At 73.9% G+C, this 15,573-nt stretch carries 15 protein-coding genes and 2 pseudogenes; 4 read left to right on the top strand and 13 right to left on the bottom strand.

Annotated elements, in window-relative coordinates:
• Nucleotides 1-110: 110 nt before the first annotated feature.
• The 7 genes from GSY65_RS01745 to GSY65_RS01715 all read right to left on the bottom strand — a co-directional run bounded on the left by GSY65_RS01745 (nt 111) and on the right by GSY65_RS01715 (nt 6,923).
• On the bottom strand, nt 111-1,130 hold the full coding sequence (locus GSY65_RS01745; protein WP_159765602.1) for a phosphotransferase family protein: 1,020 nt from the start codon (nt 1,128-1,130) through the stop codon (nt 111-113).
• A complete protein-coding gene (locus GSY65_RS01740; protein WP_159765601.1) occupies nt 1,108-2,262 on the bottom strand; it encodes a hypothetical protein in 1,155 nt (384 codons plus the stop codon). The genes GSY65_RS01745 and GSY65_RS01740 overlap by 23 nt, the downstream gene beginning before the upstream one ends.
• Nucleotides 2,259-3,143, bottom strand: coding sequence for a glycosyltransferase family 2 protein (locus GSY65_RS01735; RefSeq protein WP_159765600.1), 885 nt, complete (start codon nt 3,141-3,143; stop codon nt 2,259-2,261). The genes GSY65_RS01740 and GSY65_RS01735 overlap by 4 nt, the downstream gene beginning before the upstream one ends.
• Entirely contained in the window at nt 3,140-3,811 is a 672-nt protein-coding gene (locus GSY65_RS01730; protein ID WP_159765599.1) for a dTMP kinase, read from the bottom strand. The genes GSY65_RS01735 and GSY65_RS01730 overlap by 4 nt, the downstream gene beginning before the upstream one ends.
• A 26-nt stretch (nt 3,812-3,837) precedes the next feature.
• Complete coding sequence (locus GSY65_RS01725; RefSeq protein ID WP_159765598.1) at nt 3,838-5,202, bottom strand: protoporphyrinogen/coproporphyrinogen oxidase; 1,365 nt, start codon at nt 5,200-5,202, stop codon at nt 3,838-3,840.
• Nucleotides 5,203-5,314: 112 nt separating this feature from the next.
• Complete coding sequence (locus GSY65_RS01720) at nt 5,315-5,470, bottom strand: hypothetical protein (protein WP_159765597.1); 156 nt, start codon at nt 5,468-5,470, stop codon at nt 5,315-5,317.
• 193 nt (nt 5,471-5,663) lie between these two features.
• A complete protein-coding gene (locus tag GSY65_RS01715) occupies nt 5,664-6,923 on the bottom strand; it encodes a nucleotide sugar dehydrogenase (protein ID WP_159765596.1) in 1,260 nt (419 codons plus the stop codon).
• A gap of 267 nt (nt 6,924-7,190) precedes the next feature.
• Between GSY65_RS01715 and GSY65_RS01710 the strand changes: the two genes are divergently transcribed.
• Nucleotides 7,191-7,874: a hypothetical protein gene (locus GSY65_RS01710; protein ID WP_159765595.1), complete on the top strand. Its 684-nt coding sequence runs from the start codon at nt 7,191-7,193 to the stop codon at nt 7,872-7,874.
• On the opposite strand, the gene GSY65_RS01705 is transcribed toward GSY65_RS01710, so the two are convergent.
• From GSY65_RS01705 to GSY65_RS01685, 5 genes are read right to left on the bottom strand one after another with little or no spacing between them, the layout of a single operon-like run.
• On the bottom strand, nt 7,868-8,668 hold the full coding sequence (locus GSY65_RS01705; RefSeq protein ID WP_159765594.1) for an ABC transporter permease: 801 nt from the start codon (nt 8,666-8,668) through the stop codon (nt 7,868-7,870). The two genes, GSY65_RS01710 and GSY65_RS01705, sit on opposite strands and share 7 nt — an antisense overlap.
• Before the next feature lie 8 nt (nt 8,669-8,676).
• The gene (locus GSY65_RS01700) at nt 8,677-9,444 is read right to left on the bottom strand and encodes an ABC transporter permease (RefSeq protein WP_159765593.1); all 768 of its coding nucleotides are present in this window, start codon (nt 9,442-9,444) and stop codon (nt 8,677-8,679) included.
• Nucleotides 9,444-10,460 carry an ABC transporter ATP-binding protein gene (locus tag GSY65_RS01695; protein ID WP_159775519.1) on the bottom strand — a complete coding sequence of 339 codons (1,017 nt, stop codon included), beginning with the start codon at nt 10,458-10,460 and terminating at the stop codon, nt 9,444-9,446. The genes GSY65_RS01700 and GSY65_RS01695 overlap by 1 nt, the downstream gene beginning before the upstream one ends.
• Before the next feature lie 2 nt (nt 10,461-10,462).
• Nucleotides 10,463-11,251, bottom strand: coding sequence for a hypothetical protein (locus GSY65_RS01690; protein WP_159765592.1), 789 nt, complete (start codon nt 11,249-11,251; stop codon nt 10,463-10,465).
• Nucleotides 11,248-12,465, bottom strand: coding sequence for a M16 family metallopeptidase (locus tag GSY65_RS01685; RefSeq protein ID WP_159765591.1), 1,218 nt, complete (start codon nt 12,463-12,465; stop codon nt 11,248-11,250). Before GSY65_RS01685 ends, GSY65_RS01690 begins: the two co-directional genes overlap by 4 nt.
• Before the next feature lie 364 nt (nt 12,466-12,829).
• Between GSY65_RS01685 and GSY65_RS01680 the strand changes: the two genes are divergently transcribed.
• Nucleotides 12,830-13,870: a nucleotidyltransferase family protein gene (locus tag GSY65_RS01680; protein WP_159765590.1), complete on the top strand. Its 1,041-nt coding sequence runs from the start codon at nt 12,830-12,832 to the stop codon at nt 13,868-13,870.
• A 374-nt stretch (nt 13,871-14,244) separates the two neighbouring features.
• Here GSY65_RS01680 and GSY65_RS01675 read toward each other — a convergent pair whose 3' ends face one another.
• Nucleotides 14,245-14,478, bottom strand: coding sequence for a twin-arginine translocase TatA/TatE family subunit (locus GSY65_RS01675; protein WP_159765589.1), 234 nt, complete (start codon nt 14,476-14,478; stop codon nt 14,245-14,247).
• A 154-nt stretch (nt 14,479-14,632) separates the two neighbouring features.
• On the opposite strand from GSY65_RS01675, the pseudogene GSY65_RS01670 reads away from it, so the two are divergent.
• Together GSY65_RS01670 and GSY65_RS01665 are read left to right on the top strand one after the other, a co-directional pair.
• Nucleotides 14,633-14,971: pseudogene (locus GSY65_RS01670) on the top strand (M48 family metalloprotease); the annotation flags it as partial.
• Nucleotides 14,972-15,193: 222 nt separating this feature from the next.
• Nucleotides 15,194-15,397, top strand: a pseudogene (locus GSY65_RS01665) (M56 family peptidase); the annotation flags it as partial.
• Between the last annotated feature and the right edge of the window lie 176 nt (nt 15,398-15,573).

The following is a 15,573-nucleotide window of genomic DNA, read 5'->3' as shown; positions in this document are numbered from 1 at the left end:
TGGGACGCCGGTGGGGCGGAGGACAAGGGCGGTGGGTAGGGGAGGAGGGCGGTGGGGCGGACGAAGGGGCGGGGCCCGTGGAGGGCGGGAGACGGACGGGCGGCGGGGCGTCAGCCGCGCCCGGCGCCGTCCATGGCCCTCAGCAGGGCCCGCGCCCACCCCAGAAGCCGTGGCGCCCAGCCCGGCCGCTCGTGCGGTTCCGCCATGTCCGTGAAGTGCGCGTAGGTGACGAGCTGGTTGAACGCGGCGACCGGTTCGGCGAGCCGCCACACCTCACGGCACTCGGCGGCCGGTACCAGCGGCGACCAGCTCGCGAAGTACCGGTCCAGGGCGCGGGACCGGACCCCGGGGTCCGCGCAGCTCCTGAGGGCCGCCGCGACGTCGAGGAACGGGTGGCCGACGGATGCCTCCGCCCAGTCGAGGAACACGGTCCGGCCGGTGGGGGTCACGCCCCAGTTGCCCGGGTGCAGGTCGCCGTGGACGAGGCTCTCGCCGGGCGGTGCCGTGGCCAGCGCCGCGCACCGTTCGGGCAGCCGGGCGCAGGCGTCGGCCAGCCGGGCGGACTCCGCCGCGCTCAGCGCGCCCGGCAGTCCCGAGTCCGGCCCGAACAGCTCGCCCCGCTCCGCAAGCGGTGTCAGGCCGGCCAGGGCCCGCGGTGTGCGCGCCCAGCAGCCGGCGGTGGTGAGGTCGGCGGTCCGGCCGAGCCACGCGCGCTGCACCGTGCCGAGGACCGCCAGGGCCCGGCCCCGTTCCTCGTCGGGCAGCTCCGTGCCCGGCCGCAGGGCGACCTCCCGGGTGCACCAGCCCTCGTCCGGCGGCCCGGACGCGAGCAGTTCGGGCACCAGGTGGGGGTGGTGGCCGGCCAGCAGGCCCAGCACCCGGCCCTCGTGCGCCAGGGACGGCAGCGACTGCTTGTGGAACACCGCGCCCCCGCTGGTGGGGCAGCGCAGCACGGCCGACAGGGACCAGCGCTTGACGTCCTCGACGGGCCCGGTGCGCCGCAGGCCCGCCGCGGCCAGCCGGGCGTCGATGACGGCCACGGCACGCGGGCGCCAGCCCGGCAGCCGCCACGGGCGTGCGAGGGGTTCGGTGCCGGGAGAACCGGTGTCAGTGCCGGAAGAAACGCTCACCGGTCACGATCCAGCTCATCGCGTGGGCCGCACAGGCCTCCCGCAGCGCGTCCGCGCCGGTCGAGCCGGCGGGTGTGACCAGCTGGGTGACGCCCAGGCGGGCCGCGATCTCGACGACCTCGACGAACGGGAAGTGGTTGTCGGCCGCCAGCGTCACCCCGGACAGCGGTGGTGTCGCCGTCCAGTCGGGTTCCCAGTCGGCGTCCCGGGGGTCCGCCAGCACCCCGGCGAACTCGGCGCGGACCGAGGCGGTCAGGTCGCCCTCGGCGAGCCGCGCCCGCCACACCGCGCGTTCCGCGGTCCCGACGCCCTCCCGGAACCGGAGCCCCAGCACGTCCGGGTGGCGGCGGCGCTGCCAGGTCCGGGCGCGGGCCGCCGCCAGGCGGGTGCAGTCCAGGCGGTTCTGCTGCCCCATGCCGATGCCGATCGTCGTGCCGTCCACGACGAAGGCCATGGCGTTCGACTGGGCGTGCCGGACGGTCTCCAGGGCGACGGCCAGGTCGTCGGCGCTGCCGGGCGTGCCGCACTCCGTGCGCGTGCCGCCCGCGAACCCCGGCAGCGGTGCGGCGGACCGCGTCAGGCGCAGGCCGGCCGTCTCGACGGACTCCCGCGCGGCTCCGCCGTGTCCGTCCCGCTCCCCGTCCTCGTGGGACCGCAGCAGGATGAACCGGCCGTGGTTCGAGCGGGAGAGCGCGGCGAACGCCTCCGGGGTGAAGTCCGGGGCGATGACCCCGATGGCGTTCGCGAACAGCGGCACCTGTGCCGAGGTGACCGGCTCGGACACCGCGACGAAGTCCCCGTAGGAGCACTTGGGCGCGGTGTTCCGGGCCCGTACGACGGCCCGGCCGAGGGCGTCGTCCGGCAGCGGCCCCCGGTCGTGGAGGTCCTCGTCCCCCGGCGCGAAGGGCCGCCCGAGGGCGATGCCCGCGGGGGAGGTGTGCTTGAACGAGGCACAGGCAGCCACGCCGGTCCGGTCGCGCAGCGCCCGGACCGCCTGCCGGGCGCCCAGCGCGTCGAGCACGTTGATGTACGAGGGGCTGCCGTGCAGGAGGGTGAAGGGAGGCCGGTCCGGGACCACCGGTTCCGCCCAGGCGCTCTCGTGCGGGTTCAGTCCCCGGGACAGGGTGATCATGACGGCTCCGGAGCGGTGAGGGGGGACCGCGGGCGCGACTCGGAGCGGAGGGCGTCCAGGACGCCCGTCTGCCAGCCGAGTTCCCACACCAGCGCGGACAGGGCGGCGGGAGCTCCCGCGCGTGCGGCGGTGACCGGCAGGCGCACCCAGTCCGCCAGATGGTCGCGCCAGGTCAGGGGCTCGGTGCCGTGCGCGGCGAACTTGCGGCGCAGGGCCACGATGTCGTGTCCCTGGAACCGGCCCCGGCGGAACCTGCCGCGGTGCGTGGACCGGATGCCGACCGACACGACGGTGTCCGCCACGCCGATGGTGCGGCCCGCCAACTGGGCCCGCCAGGACAGGTCGACGTCGGCGAGCGCGGGCAACTGCTCGTCGAAACCGCCCAGTTCCTCGAACAGGCTCCGGGAGATCCCCATCAGCCCGCCCAGCACATGGGGTTTGAACAGGCTCGCGGTCAGGATGTCGGGGAGCTGGTCGGGGGGCGTCGCGCGCAGCACCTCGGGCGGGTTGAGGCGCCGGTAGTCGATGCGGGCCGTGACCAGTTCGGCCCGGTCGAGCGCCGCCGCCATCGCCGCCACGTGGTCGTCGGCGATCTCGTCGTCGGCGTCCAGGAACAGCAGGCGGTCGCCGCGGGCCGCGCGCGCCCCCGTGTTGCGGGCGGCCCCGGTGCCTCCGCGCACGCGACGGGTCACGATCCGGGTGTCGGCGGGCAGATGGCGGCGGTGGTCGTCGACGACGGCCGCGAGGGCGTCGGTCGAGCCGTCGTCCACGATCACCAGGCCCCAGTCGGCGTCGGTGCGCTGCCGACCCAGCGCCGCGAGCTGCCGGCCCACGCAGTGGGCGCCGTTGTGGCAGGGGACGACGACGTCCAGGCGGCTCACGAGGTCTCCAGCAGCGCGCGTCGCCGCCCGGCCACGGCGTCGTCCACGGCCCGGTACAGATCGTGCATCCGGCCGTCGTCGTGCGCGCCCGCGGTGTTGCGGAACACGTGCACCGGCGGCAGGTAGGGCGGCGGGTCGTCGAGGAGCAGCGCGCGGTACACCGTGCTGACCTTGTCGAGGGTGTAGCTGTTCTCGTAGTGGCGCATGCTCTTGCCGCGGGAGACGACGCGGTCGGCGGCCAGTTCCACGGGGACGTCGAGGTAGACGATCAGGTCGGGCAGCAGGGTGCCGTGCGCGTGGTGGCGGTCCAGCGTCTCGCGCGCGGGGATGCCGTACAGCACCTCCAGGTAGGCGGCGTCGCTGAAGACGTAGCGGTCCGACAGCACGGTGCGGTCGCGCAGCAGGTCGCCGATGGCGCGGGCCTGCAACTGCTTGTCCCGGAAGTAGGCCTCGGTGATCCGCCGGTGGCTGTGCCGGTGCGGCCGGTCCTCGCGGACGTCGATGATGACGCGCGCCGCCTGCGGATCGAGCCACGAGTGCTGGCCTATGCGGGACAACGGCCGTCCCTGCGCGCGCACGTGTTCGGCGATGAGCCGTGCGGTCGTCGTCTTCCCGGATCCGTCGACGCCCTCCAGCGCGAGGAATCCGTGGTTCGTGGTGCTGGGCAAGGGGATCTCCCTGTCTGCTGTCCGGGTCATGTCGTCGCCGGGGCCGAACGCCGCGCCGCCCAGGCGAAGGCCTCCTCCATGACCTGGGACATGGAGGAGTAGGTCCAGGTGCCGTAGCGGCCGAGCGGGGTGATGCCGAGGGAGGCGAGGTGGCGGACGGCCTCGTCGGCGGTCTGCCGGGCCTCGTCGGTGAAGACGACGTAGCCGGGGTCGCTCGTGAACACGCGGGAGCCGACGACCCGGCAGTCCGCGCCGAGCAGCCCGACCGTCCCGACCCCGCGCAGCACGTCGGCCACCAGCGTGTCGTCCGCCGCGCGCGGCGCCTCGGACGGTTCGAGTACCTCGGCGAGCACCCCCCAGCCGTCGGCGGGTGCCATGTCCGGGTCGAACTCCGTCATGAAGACGAGGCGGGTGAACGGCACGTCCTCGCGCGTGTAGTACCGCCAGTGCCCGGTGTCGCGCGGGCGCGGCCCCTGGACGGCGAGCGCGACCGACCGGACGCGGTTGCGGGGCAGGGCACGGCAGCGTGCGACGAGTTCCTCGGGCGCCCCGCGGCACAGCTCGACGGTGGCGGGCAGCGGCAGCGTGGAGACGCAGTCGTGCGTGTAGCGGAAGTCGGTGACGCCCTCGGGCGAACGGGTGCGCACGGTACGGGACGACGGGTCGACGGCGGTGACGGTGTGCCGCAGTCGCAGGTCCCGGACCTGGTCGGCCAGCGCCTGGGAGAGCACCTCCATGCCGCGCCGGCCGCCGGGAGCGGGCCGCGGGTACCAGCCCCGCGCGTTGTAACCGTCCGCCGGCCGCGCCGAGTCGGCGCCGCGTTCGACCTCCGCCACGCTGGGCCGCGTCAGGTTCCAGTGGAAGCCGGACGCCGACAGCGTGCCGAGCGGACGCCGCCACAGCTTGCGGTTGTACGGGAAGAAGAACAGCTCGCACAGGGTGCGGCCGAACGCGCTGAGCAGCAGTTCCTCGTAGTCGCCGGGCGTCGCGCCCCGGGCGTGCGCGGCCCTCAGGTCCGCCAGGCACGCGGCGCGCACCTCGGCGGGCAGACCGTGCAGGTTCAGCTGGACGGGGAAGCGGGTGGTGCCCCGGGCCGTCTCGACCCGGGCGTCCGGGGGGCAGGGGCGCAGGACGTCACCGAGCAGCGCGCGGACGCGGGCCTCGACGTCGGGATGGCTGAAGTAGAGCAGGTGGATGACGTGGTCGAACCAGTGGTTCCCGACGCGTTCGGTGCGTACCAGGCCACCGGGCCGGTCCGCGGCCTCCACCACGACCGCGCGGTCCCCGAGCAGGGAACCGGCGGACAGGCCGGCCAGTCCGCCGCCGAGGATCAGCACCTCGGTCTCCACTTCGCGGTCCGCAGGGTCCGCCCACGGGGACGGGTCGAGCATGTGAGTCACCTCGCAGGGCCGGCGGGACGGGCGCCCGGCCGCCGGAGCGCGGTGGGCGCGGGGGTTCCGGCGGGCGGCCGCGGAGAGCCGCCCGCCGGTCTGGCGCAGCGGATCAGACGGCGTCGGAGGTCTGCTCCGTGACGTGCTCCCAGGGCTTCACCGAGACCGCCGACGAGTGGGCGGTGTCCTTGGCGCTGACGGACTCCAGGTCGTACGACTTCACGGCGTCGACGAACGCGTCGAAGGAGATCTCGTTCTTCTCGGACATGATGAACCTCTTTCTTTGGCGTCGAGGAATCCGTTGATTCCCTGGAATGAAATTAGCAGCGCCCGGAGGGCTGGATCAATGAATTGTCGGGCTGATGATTTCCGATATCCGCAGCGCCTTTTTCCGGGAATGTGGAATGCCCGGTCGGCGTCCTTTCTGTGAAAGGGGCCGGCCGGGTGGTCGTGCGGCGGGGTCAGAGATGCGCCACGCGTGCGCCGACGGTGCGTCCGGTCGTGTCGAACAGCAGCGGCGCGGTGTCGGCGAGGGCGGCCAGGTCGTAGTCCAGGTGTGCCTGCAGCAGCACGACGAGGTCGGCCTCGGCCACCGCCGCGTCCAGCGACTCGGCCCGGACGAGGCTCCGCCCGCGCAGCCGCAGGGTGCGCAGATACGGGTCGTGGAAACGCACGAGGGCGCCCCGGTCCAGCAGGAGTTCGGCCACGGGCACCGCGGGCGAGCCGCGGCCGTCGGCGATGTCCGCCTTGTAGGTCGCCCCGAGCAGCAGCACACGGCTGCCGCGGACGCCGCGCCCCCGGTCGTCGAGGAGCCGCGCGACGCGGTCGACGACGTACGCCGGCATCCGGTCGTTCACCTCCTGCGCCAGCTCCGGCAGCCGTAGCGGAAACCCGGATGCCCGGCCGCTGAAGGCCAGGTAGCCGGGGTCCACCGGGATGCAGTGGCCCCCCACCCCCGGGCCGGGCCGGAACGGCTGGAAGCCGAACGGCTTGGTCGCCGCGGCGGCCACCACCTCCCACACGTCCACACCGAGTCCGTCGCAGTACACGGCGAGTTCGTTGACGAGCGCGATGTTGACCTGCCGGTACGTGTTCTCCAGCAGCTTGGTCAACTCGGCCGCCGCCGGCGTGCTCACCGTCACCACCTTCTGCACGACGCGCTCGTACAGCGCGGTGGCGGCCTCCGTGCAGCGGGCGGTGACACCGCCGACCACCTTCGGGGTGTTGTGCAGCCCGAACGCCGGGTTGCCGGGGTCGATCCGCTCGGGGGAGAAGGCCAGCAGGAAGTCCTCGCCGACCGTCCGTGACCCCTGCGCGAGCAGGGGCAGCACGACATCGGTGGTGGTCCCCGGGTACGTGGTCGATTCCAGCACCACCAGCGCCCCGGGGCGCAGCCGGGGTGCCACCAGGCGCACGGCGTCCAGGACGGCGCTCAGGTCGGGCACGGCGTCCCGCAGCGGCGTCGGCACGCAGATGATGACGGCAGCCGCGGCGGCGATCACCTCCGGGTCCGAGGACGGGGTGAACCCCGAGCCCAGCGCCTCGGCGATCTCCTGGTCGGAGATGTCGTCGACGTAGCTCGTCCCGCCTGCCAGGGCGGTGAGACGGTCGTCGTTGACGTCGTAGCCCGCGACCCGCATGCCGTTGCGGGCGGCCGCGACGACCAGCGGAAGCCCGGCGTAACCGAGTCCGACGACGGCCAGATCGTACTTTTCAGCCACGGGCCCGACTCCTTCCCTTGCGGCGGAAGAGGATTCTGTGATCCGCCGTGGACGGCGGCACGTTCCAGCAGGATGACCGAGGCGACCGGCCCGCGGCCAAGGAATTGCGTAAATGCGAACGGAAGAGGAATCCGGTCGAGTGCGGGCCCTGCTGGAATGCGCACCATCGGGCCTCCCGTGAGAATCGCCGGGCCGTTCCCGGCTATTTCGTCGTTAGGATCGCCGGGCAGCATCCTGAATCCGTGGCCATAAACCGGGAGGGAAATTGTGACAGGTTCCGAAGAGGGGATGACGGCGGCGGGCGCGCGGTGCCGCACGCTCGCGCACCGGCCCCGGTTCCCGAACGTCATGCCCGACGTCGACGAGTTCCTCGGCCGCTGGAACGCGCCCGCCGCGCCCCGTCGCCCCGCCCGTCTGCTCAGGAGCGCGGACGGCAACATCAACACGGTCGGACTCCCCGGCATCCACGAGGCGGACGACGTCGATCCCGGACACCCCCAGTGGCGCGACGCCATCGAGGACGGCGTCTGGCCCCTGGTGGACACCCTCACCACGGGCGCCTGGCGGCTCGTCACCTACGACAGCTGCGAGGGCCACGCCCACCGCTCCGCGTCCCTCACGCCCGGCCGGCGCCGCGTGGGTGTGCTGCCCCGCTCCCCGCAGGAGTTCGCGCGGGCGGCGGCGGCCCTGTGCCGGGCGGTGCGCGCCGCCGCCCCGGACGTCCCGGCACCGGTCCGGATCACGCTCGGCACCTGCGACCTGACCTGCGGACGCACCGGGCGCCGCCGTCCCGTGCTCGACCTCGGGCTGGAACCCGCCCCGGGCACCGGCGACGACGCCTACTTCGCGGCGCTGCACACGGCCACCGAGGTGCTCGCCGACGCCCTGCTCGCGCAGCGGCCGGCCGCGGACCGGCCCTGCGGCTGCCCGGCCGGCGGCCGCCGTCAGTAGGACAGGTCCAGGGTGCCCGCCCCCCGGGCGGGCACCGCGACCAGCCAGCGGAAGATGACGACCGCCGCGAGCAGCCAGCAGCCGGCCGTCAGCACCGCCGGCACCACCGGACCGAACACCTCGGCCGCCGGACGGTTGTCGCTCACCGCCCGCAGCGCCCGCAGGGTGTGCGTCAGCGGCACCGCCTGGACCACCGCCCCCACTGCGCGCGGCCAGAAGTCCACCGGCACCTGGACACCGCAGAACCCCATCATCGCCAGGTAGGCGCAGTTGGACACCACGTTGCGCAGCCGCGGCACGTTGATCACCAGCACGGCCAGGAACAGCCCGACGCAGTAGGTGCCCAGCGCGGTGAGCGCGATCAGCAGCAGGACCAGCGGAACCTGTGCCGCAGCCCAGGTGACCCCGAAGAACGGACCCAGGCCGAACAGGGCCACCGACGCGGTGGCGAACCCGCTGACCGGCCAGTGCAGACTGCGCCCGGCGAACACCCACATCGGGTCCGCCGGGCTCGCCACCAGCAGCGACAGCGTGCCGGCCCGGCGCTCCCCGCTCGTCGTCGCCACCACGGCCATGGTGTCCACGACACAGGTCATCAGCGCGTTGCCGAGCGCGAGGTACCGGACGGCGCCGGGATGGTCCAGCATCCCGCCGAGACCGGTGAAGAACAGTACCTGGGCGAGCATCCGACCGAGCCAGCCGAACGACCAACTGCGCCAGGTGTAGGTGGCTTTGAAGTCGGCCACGGCGTTGAGGACGCCGTAGCGCACGAGATGGAACGGGGATGGGTACACGTCGGCCCCTAGGTGTGCGTGAGGGTGCCGAGCCTGCGGACCCGGCGCAGCACGCGGGCCAGCAGGAGCGCCCCGATGAGGTATCCGGACAGCCCGAGCAGGGCGACGACGGCGATCCGCCCCGCCGGCCGGGAGACGGCCGCCTCGTCCAGGGCGGCCCGGAACAGGTCGGCGCTCCAGCTCAGGAACACCACGCGGCCCAGCGGCCTGACCCAGGCGGGCAGTTGCGACAGCGGCACCAGGACGCCGCACAGCAGGTACAGCGGATAGGTGAGCGTGTTCTGCACGATCCGAGCCGACGGCATCAGGACGAACAGCGACGCCATGATGCTCGCGGTCCCGGCCATGGCCGCCGCGTTCGCCAGCAGCGCGGCGGCCAGCACGACGGGGTGCGGTACGGCGATCCAGCGTCCGAAGCCGACTCCCGCGACCAGCCACGCCTCCGCCATGGTGGTGACGCCGAGCAGGCTGACCGCCAGGATCCGGCCCACGACGATCACCGAGAGCCGGCCCGGGGTCGCGATCACCGCCTCCAGGGTGCCCTGGCTGCGTTCCTCCGCGATGAGTTCGCCCGCGATGCCGAGGGCCAGCGCCCACTGGCCCATGAGGGTCGGGGCGACGACGGCGAACGACGTGAGGTCGGTGCGGTCCGCGTGCTCGGCGATCGACAGGAACACCGCCGTGAACAACGGTGCCGTCGCCCACACCTGCAAGGTGCCGGGGGAGTGCGCCGCGAGGCGCAACTGGAAGCGCAGGGCGGCCATGAAGAGGGACATCAGGTCACCGCCATGCCCCGCCGGCCCACCAGGTGCAGGTACACCTCGGCCAGGTCCGGCCGCGCCGTGCTGACCCGGTGGACGCCTTCCCCCGCGAGCACGGCGAGGACCGAGGCGGTCGCGGACGGCAGCTCGGTCTCGGCCTCCAGCCGGTCCGCCTCGTGCCGTACGGCGACGACGCCCGCCAGCGCCCCCACCCGGTCCGCCAGACCGGCGGACACCCCGTGCGCGACGACCCGCTCGTAGCGGGAGAGCAGCCGGCCGACGGCGTCCGTGTCCTCGGTCATGAGCAGCCGGCCCCGGTCGATCAGCGACACCCGGTCGCAGACCGCCGCCGCCTCCGCCATGTCGTGCGTCGTCAGCAGGACCGTACGCCCCTCCTCCCGCAGCTCCGCGACGAGCGCCCGGAAGTCCAGCGCGGCCACCGGGTCCATGCCCATCGTCGGTTCGTCGAGGATCACCACGCGCGGGTCGCCGACCAGGCCGCGTGCCAGGTGCAACCGCTGCTTCATCCCGCGCGAGAACGTGTCGACCCGCGCGTCCGCCCGGTCGGCGAGCCCCACCCGTTCCAGCAACAGCTCGGCGCGCGCCCGCAGTTCGGAACGGCGCAGTCCGTACATGGCACCCCAGAACCACAGGTTCTCGCGGGCGCTGAGCCGTCCGTACAGTCCCCGGTCGCCGCCGAAGACCAGGCCGATCGACCGCCGCACGGCCCGCGACTGCCGGGTCACGTCCAGGCCGAGCACCCGCGCCGAACCCGTCGTCGGCTCCAGGGTCGTCGTCAGGATCTTGCACAGCGTCGTCTTGCCGGCGCCGTTCGGGCCGAGCAGGCCGTGCACCTCGCCGGGCGCCACCCGCAGGCTGATCCCGCTCAGCGCGGTCACCTCACCGGCCCCCCGGCCCCGCCGGTCGACGAAGGTCCGCCCGAGGTCCTCGACGACGATGGCGTCCGCCCGCGCACCCCCGTCCGCGGGGCGCTTCGTCGCTCCGCGACGCGTCGGGCCGTACTTCTCCATGCTCACCACGGGCTCTCCCAGAAACAGTGGTCGACCGACCAGTCGCCCGCCACGAGGGCGCGCAGCACCGTGTCCGCGCCGCGCGCCGCTCCGGGCTCGTACGGGTGCACGACATGGCCGCACAGCGGACGCCCCTCGGTGGCGCGCACGGCGGCGTCCACCAGCGCGGCGACGGCGGCCCGCCGGACGCCCGGGTCGTCCACCAGCGTGTCCACCAGTTCGGCGAACTCCTCGCCGGTGACGCTGTCCTGCTGGCGGACGAGCACGGTCGCGTGCCCGACCGCCTCGCCGTCCACCTCGGCGATGAGCGACATCCGGTCCGGGGCGTCCACGACGTCCGTGACGCCGGGGTGCCCGGGGCCGACCTCCTGCCCCGGGTAGGCGTTCCGGAACGCCTGCGCGAGCCAGTCGCGTACGCGCGGGTCGTCGGCGGGCGTCGCGGGCCGCACCTTCAGACCGCCGGGGGGCGGGGTGCCGGCTCCCGGCGGGCGGGGCGCGCGGTCGTGCCGCACATAGGTCAGCCGCGGGCGCCACGGCGCGGGCAGCCGCACGTCTCCGACGACCCGCAGCAGCACGGCGTCGGCCTCCTCGGCGCCGGCGCGCAGGGCGTCGTGCAGGGCCGCCAGCGCGTCGGCGGACGCGGGCAGCCGCGGGTCGCAGTACTCGACCAGCACCTGCCGGCGCCCGGTGAACGGGTCGTCGCAGCGGTCCGCGACGAAGCCGAACCCGCCCGCCTCGCGCAGGAGTCCGGCCGCCGCGGCCCGGTCGAGGTACTCCCGGACGGCCGTCATCGTGCCTCCGGCCGGACCACGGCCCGCCAGCCGTCCAGCACGTGCGCGGCGGCCGCGCGCAGCTCCTCGGCGCCGACCGCTGCGATGTTCGCCACCTCGGCCGCGGGCGACCAGTCGGCGGGGCCGCCGCTGCGCAGCGCGAGGAAACGCGCGCACTCCAGCGGGGTGTCGACGGAGGTGTGGATCCGCATCTGGGCCTGGCGCCGGGCGGACTCCAGGTCGTCCGGCTTCGGGCCGTCCGCCGCGATCTCCTCCAGCGCGCCCCGGATCACGGCGAGCGCGGCGTCACCGTTGCCGGATTCGACACCGGCCAGGACCCGCCACGCGCCCGTCTCCCCGTACCCGCGGTTCCACGACTGGAACGCGTACGCCAGACCCGCCTCGCCGCGCAGCCGGCGGTAGAGCACCGACGACGGACTCGAACCGAGCAACTGAGCGAGGACGTTGAAGTGAGGTCGGCGCGGATCGTGGTTGCCGACGGAGCGCGCGCCCGCACAGACCCACGCGAACTCGTCCGGCCACGGCAGCGGTCCGTGCGGCCCGGGGTCGGGCAGCGCGGACAGATCGCGCCGGGCCGTGCCCAGCCGCGCCAGTGCCTCCGCGGGGACACCCGCCACCAGCGGGTCCGCCGTCGCGGGGACCGACGGTCCGACCACGATCAGCGACAGCGGGGCGGTCAGCAGCCGGTCGTGGTGTCCGGCCGCCACCGCCGCGACGTCGAACGCCTCGACGGTCTCCCGGGTGCCGCCCACGGGACGGCCCAGCGGGTGCCCGGGGAACAGGTGCTCCAGGAAGGCGTCCTGCACCACGTCGCTGGGGTCCGCGGCGGCCGCCGCCAGTTCCTGGAAGACCGCCGCCTTCTCCTGCGGCAGTGTCCTGTCGTTCCACCGGGGACGCAGCACCGCCTGCTGGAGCAGTCCGGTGATCTCCTCGGCGTCGTCCGCGTGCACCTGCGCGTAGAACAGCATGCGGTCCAGGCCGGTCTCCGCGTTGGCGTGCCCGCCGAGCCGCTCGACGTACTCGCTGAACGACGGCACCGGTCCCACCGGCGCGGACATCAGCACGTGTTCCAGCACATGGGCGAGACCGCACTCCCGCGCCGGATCGTCCCGCGAACCGTACTTGGAGGCCAGACAGACCGTGGTGGTGCTCAGCCGTTCGTCGACGACCGCCATGACCGGAAGCGGCCCGTCGAGGTTCCGGAATTCGTACAAGGAAAGCACTCTCCCTCACTGGTCCGTATAAGCGAATGCCGCCCCCCGAGGGCGGCGGCATTCCCTTTCATGCGGTGATTCAGCGGCTCTGCGGCTTCACCTTGTCGAGACGCGGGCGCAGGATCGAAGCGTGCTTCATCATGTGATGCTCCTTCGTTCGGGGTTGAGTGAACGAAAAGGACTGTAGGCAGGGTCGGACCGGGCGGGCAACGACTGCTTCCGTAATCCGCACCCCACCGCCCGCGCACCCGCCGTAAACCCGTGCAGCGGGCCCCGACTCGTCTTTTCCGGAATGCGCACACCGCGGGTCCGGTTCTCGTCCGCGCGGTTACGCTGCTCGGAATTCCGTCCCTGGAGGTGCACCGTGGAACTGTCGCTGAGGAGCGTGCGGGAGGTCATGGGCCTCGACCCGGACATCAGGCTCGGCCTGGTCCTGGAGCGCGCCACACGGCGTGACCACCGGCTCGGCGGCACCGTGTGCTCGCTGGCCGCGGCCGAGGGCCACCGGATGGGAGCGCTCGGCACGGCACTGCTCGACGTGGAGCGCGCACGTCACGACGAACACGAGCGCCTCATCGCCCTCGTCCGCGAGGCGGGCCACGCCCACGTCCTCAAAGGAGCGGCGCTCCAGGCCTACTATCCGCCGGGCGTGCTGCGCACCAGCCGTGACGTGGACCTGCTGATGCCCGACGAGGACGAGCTGTGGGCGGCGGTGGCCGCCGTGGCGCGTGAACGGCCCGTGGACGAGGCCCGGGTGAGCATGCTGGAGAGCGACGGCCGCCGCCACTGGGCCGTGGCCCTGAACTGGCCCTCACCGGAGTCGGACCTGGACCCCGTGTACGCGGCGGAGTTCCTCTCGGCGGCCTTCGTCGGCAACTCCACGAACGTGCCGCTGCGCGCGGAGTGGCCCGCCAACCCGGTGGTGGCCCATCTGCTCCTCATCGCCGAGGAGTTGTTCCAGCAGCCGTTGCGGGGGAGGGACGTCGTAGACGCCGCGGTCCTGGCCGACGCGATGACCGAGCGGGACGCGGACGATCTGCTCCGCGCCGCCGAACACCTGATGCTGGCGCCGGAGGTGCATGAGGCGCTCACCAGGGTGAACGCCGTCCCCGGCCTGGCGTCCGGGATCTCACGGGCGCTGGCGCGGGACCTCGGCGCCGCCGCCGAACGGGAACGGGCCCGACGGGCCGCCGGCTCCGACGACGGCACCGCGGTGGTGGTGCACTACGGATTCCCGCTCGGCCCGGCGCTGAGCAGTCCCACCGTGGTCGTCGAGCAGGACGCCGAGATGACCGTCGTCCGCTGTCCCGTGGGCGGATACCTGATGGTCGACACGCTCTCCGTGCCCGTCGAACTGGCCCGCGCGGCACTGGACCGCCATCCCGGCGCCGTATTGCCGCACTGACTTCCGAAGAGAAAAGGGATTCCCGGGAGAAGGGGCCGGCCCCGCCCATGTACGACCGATGCCCGCCCCACAGGCGGGAGATTCCGCACCGAATTTCCCGCCATCCACGGGAACGGACAGCCGGGTGTCTTCCGCCCGGACGGCGGCGGCCACGACGCTTTAACCCTCAGTGATCTGACGGATTCCAACGCCACCCCTCCACCGCATTCCTTCGCGAGCCGTACGGGGAGATGCCGGAGATGCGGGACGGCGACTGGCTCCCCACGGAATTCAGCCCGCCGGGTCGTCGCCCGCGCAATACCGGCGGGATTCGCCGACGCCCACGTCGTCCGGGCCGACTGGCGGGCCGACGGACGGCCCGGCTGGCGGACGCTCTACGGCTTCCCGTCCGGCTCCGTCGCCCCCGGCGCGGCACCGGGGCGGGGGGCCGTCTCGCCCCGGATCACCGAAGCGGGCGCACTCGTCTCGTCGTCCTTCATGGCGCGGGCCTCCGCCTTGAGGATCCGCGCGGACTTGCCGGCCGAACGAGCCAGGTCGGGCAGCTTCTTGGCGGCGAGGACGGCTATGACGACGATGAGGACGACGGCGACTTCGCTCAGTCCGAACATGCTGGTCCTGTCTGCTGGGCGGCTCGGGCCGGAACCGGGCCGGGGCCGGTGGTCGGGCGGGCCGGCAGCGGCCCCGAGGAAATCTACAGCACTGTAGAAGCGGTGGGGAGGCTCCTCCATCGCGCTCCGCCAGAGGCGCACGCCCGCACCCCCCCGCGCCGCGCACCGGGCCCTGGCGGGGCTGCCGGGCAGGGGCGTCGCCGTTCTGCCCGACGACACGCCGTACGCGTACGTGTTTCCCGGGCGGCGCCACGACCGGGTGGCGGTGACCACCGGCATGCTGGCCCGCCTCGAACCGGCCGAGCGGTGGGTGCTGTTCGCCCACGAGCGCGCCCATCTCGTGGCCGGGCACCACCGCTTCCCGCCGGCCGTGCGACTGGCCGCGCAGGCCGGCCCGTTCCTGCGGCCCCGGTGCACGGCTGTGTCGTACACCGGGGAGCGGTGGGCGGACGAGGAGGCCGCCCGGACGGCCGGCAGCCGCCGGGTCGTGTCGTGGCCCGCGCTAAGGGCTGTCCCGTGATCCCCGGCGGGCGCACGACGCCGGCTACGGCACCTCGCCGCGTTGTCGGAACGCCCGCATACGTCCAGTACGCGGATGCCTCTCCGCCTTGCGATGCACCGCATCCGACGCCGTGCGCTGATCCACCGCGATTACGGGACAGCCCTCAGGCAGAGCGGCGCCGGTCTCCCGCTCCACCCCTGCCCGGACGGTCCGGGGTTCGCCGTGCCCGGCCCGGTGCCGCGCGGGGTGGCCGCGCTGCCCGGTCCCGAGCCGGTGCCGCGGACCTGGCCGCCGGTCTTCACGAGCGTGGGCCTCGCCGCCTGGGACCCGGCCGCCGGCACCGCCGTGTCCGTCCTGTCCTCCGCGAACTCCGCGGTCACCGCGGCCCTCACCCTCCACGTGGCCACATCGCTGTGAGCCGTCCGACGCCTGCCGGTCGAGCGGCTGCGGGTGGCTTGGGTCCGTGGGTCCTCCGGTGGCCGCGGCGCGGGCTCCGGGAGCCCTGGGACGGCAGCCCGTTCGGGGGCCGTGAGCTGCCGGACGTCACCCGTTCGTGCGCCGGGACGCGTGCCCACCGGTCGCTGAGGGGCGCC

This window comes from Streptomyces sp. HM190, assembly GCF_009857135.1.
GTDB classification, from domain to species: Bacteria; Actinomycetota; Actinomycetes; order Streptomycetales; family Streptomycetaceae; genus Streptomyces; species Streptomyces heilongjiangensis.
The sequence above is the reverse complement of the archived record's forward strand: the minus strand, read 5'-3'. Positions and strand labels throughout refer to the sequence as shown.

Excerpts from the sequence above, each read along its gene's own strand:
- GSY65_RS01675 (WP_159765589.1), bottom strand. The coding sequence starts at position 14,478 with ATGTTCGGACTGAGCGAAGTCGCCGTCGTCCTCATCGTCGTCATAGCC.
- GSY65_RS01695 (WP_159775519.1), bottom strand. The coding sequence starts at position 10,460 with ATGGAGAAGTACGGCCCGACGCGTCGCGGAGCGACGAAGCGCCCCGCG.
- GSY65_RS01740 (WP_159765601.1), bottom strand. The coding sequence starts at position 2,262 with ATGATCACCCTGTCCCGGGGACTGAACCCGCACGAGAGCGCCTGGGCG.
- GSY65_RS01690 (WP_159765592.1), bottom strand. The coding sequence starts at position 11,251 with ATGACGGCCGTCCGGGAGTACCTCGACCGGGCCGCGGCGGCCGGACTC.
- GSY65_RS01700 (WP_159765593.1), bottom strand. The coding sequence starts at position 9,444 with ATGTCCCTCTTCATGGCCGCCCTGCGCTTCCAGTTGCGCCTCGCGGCG.
- GSY65_RS01725 (WP_159765598.1), bottom strand. The coding sequence starts at position 5,202 with ATGCTCGACCCGTCCCCGTGGGCGGACCCTGCGGACCGCGAAGTGGAG.
- GSY65_RS01720 (WP_159765597.1), bottom strand. The coding sequence starts at position 5,470 with ATGTCCGAGAAGAACGAGATCTCCTTCGACGCGTTCGTCGACGCCGTG.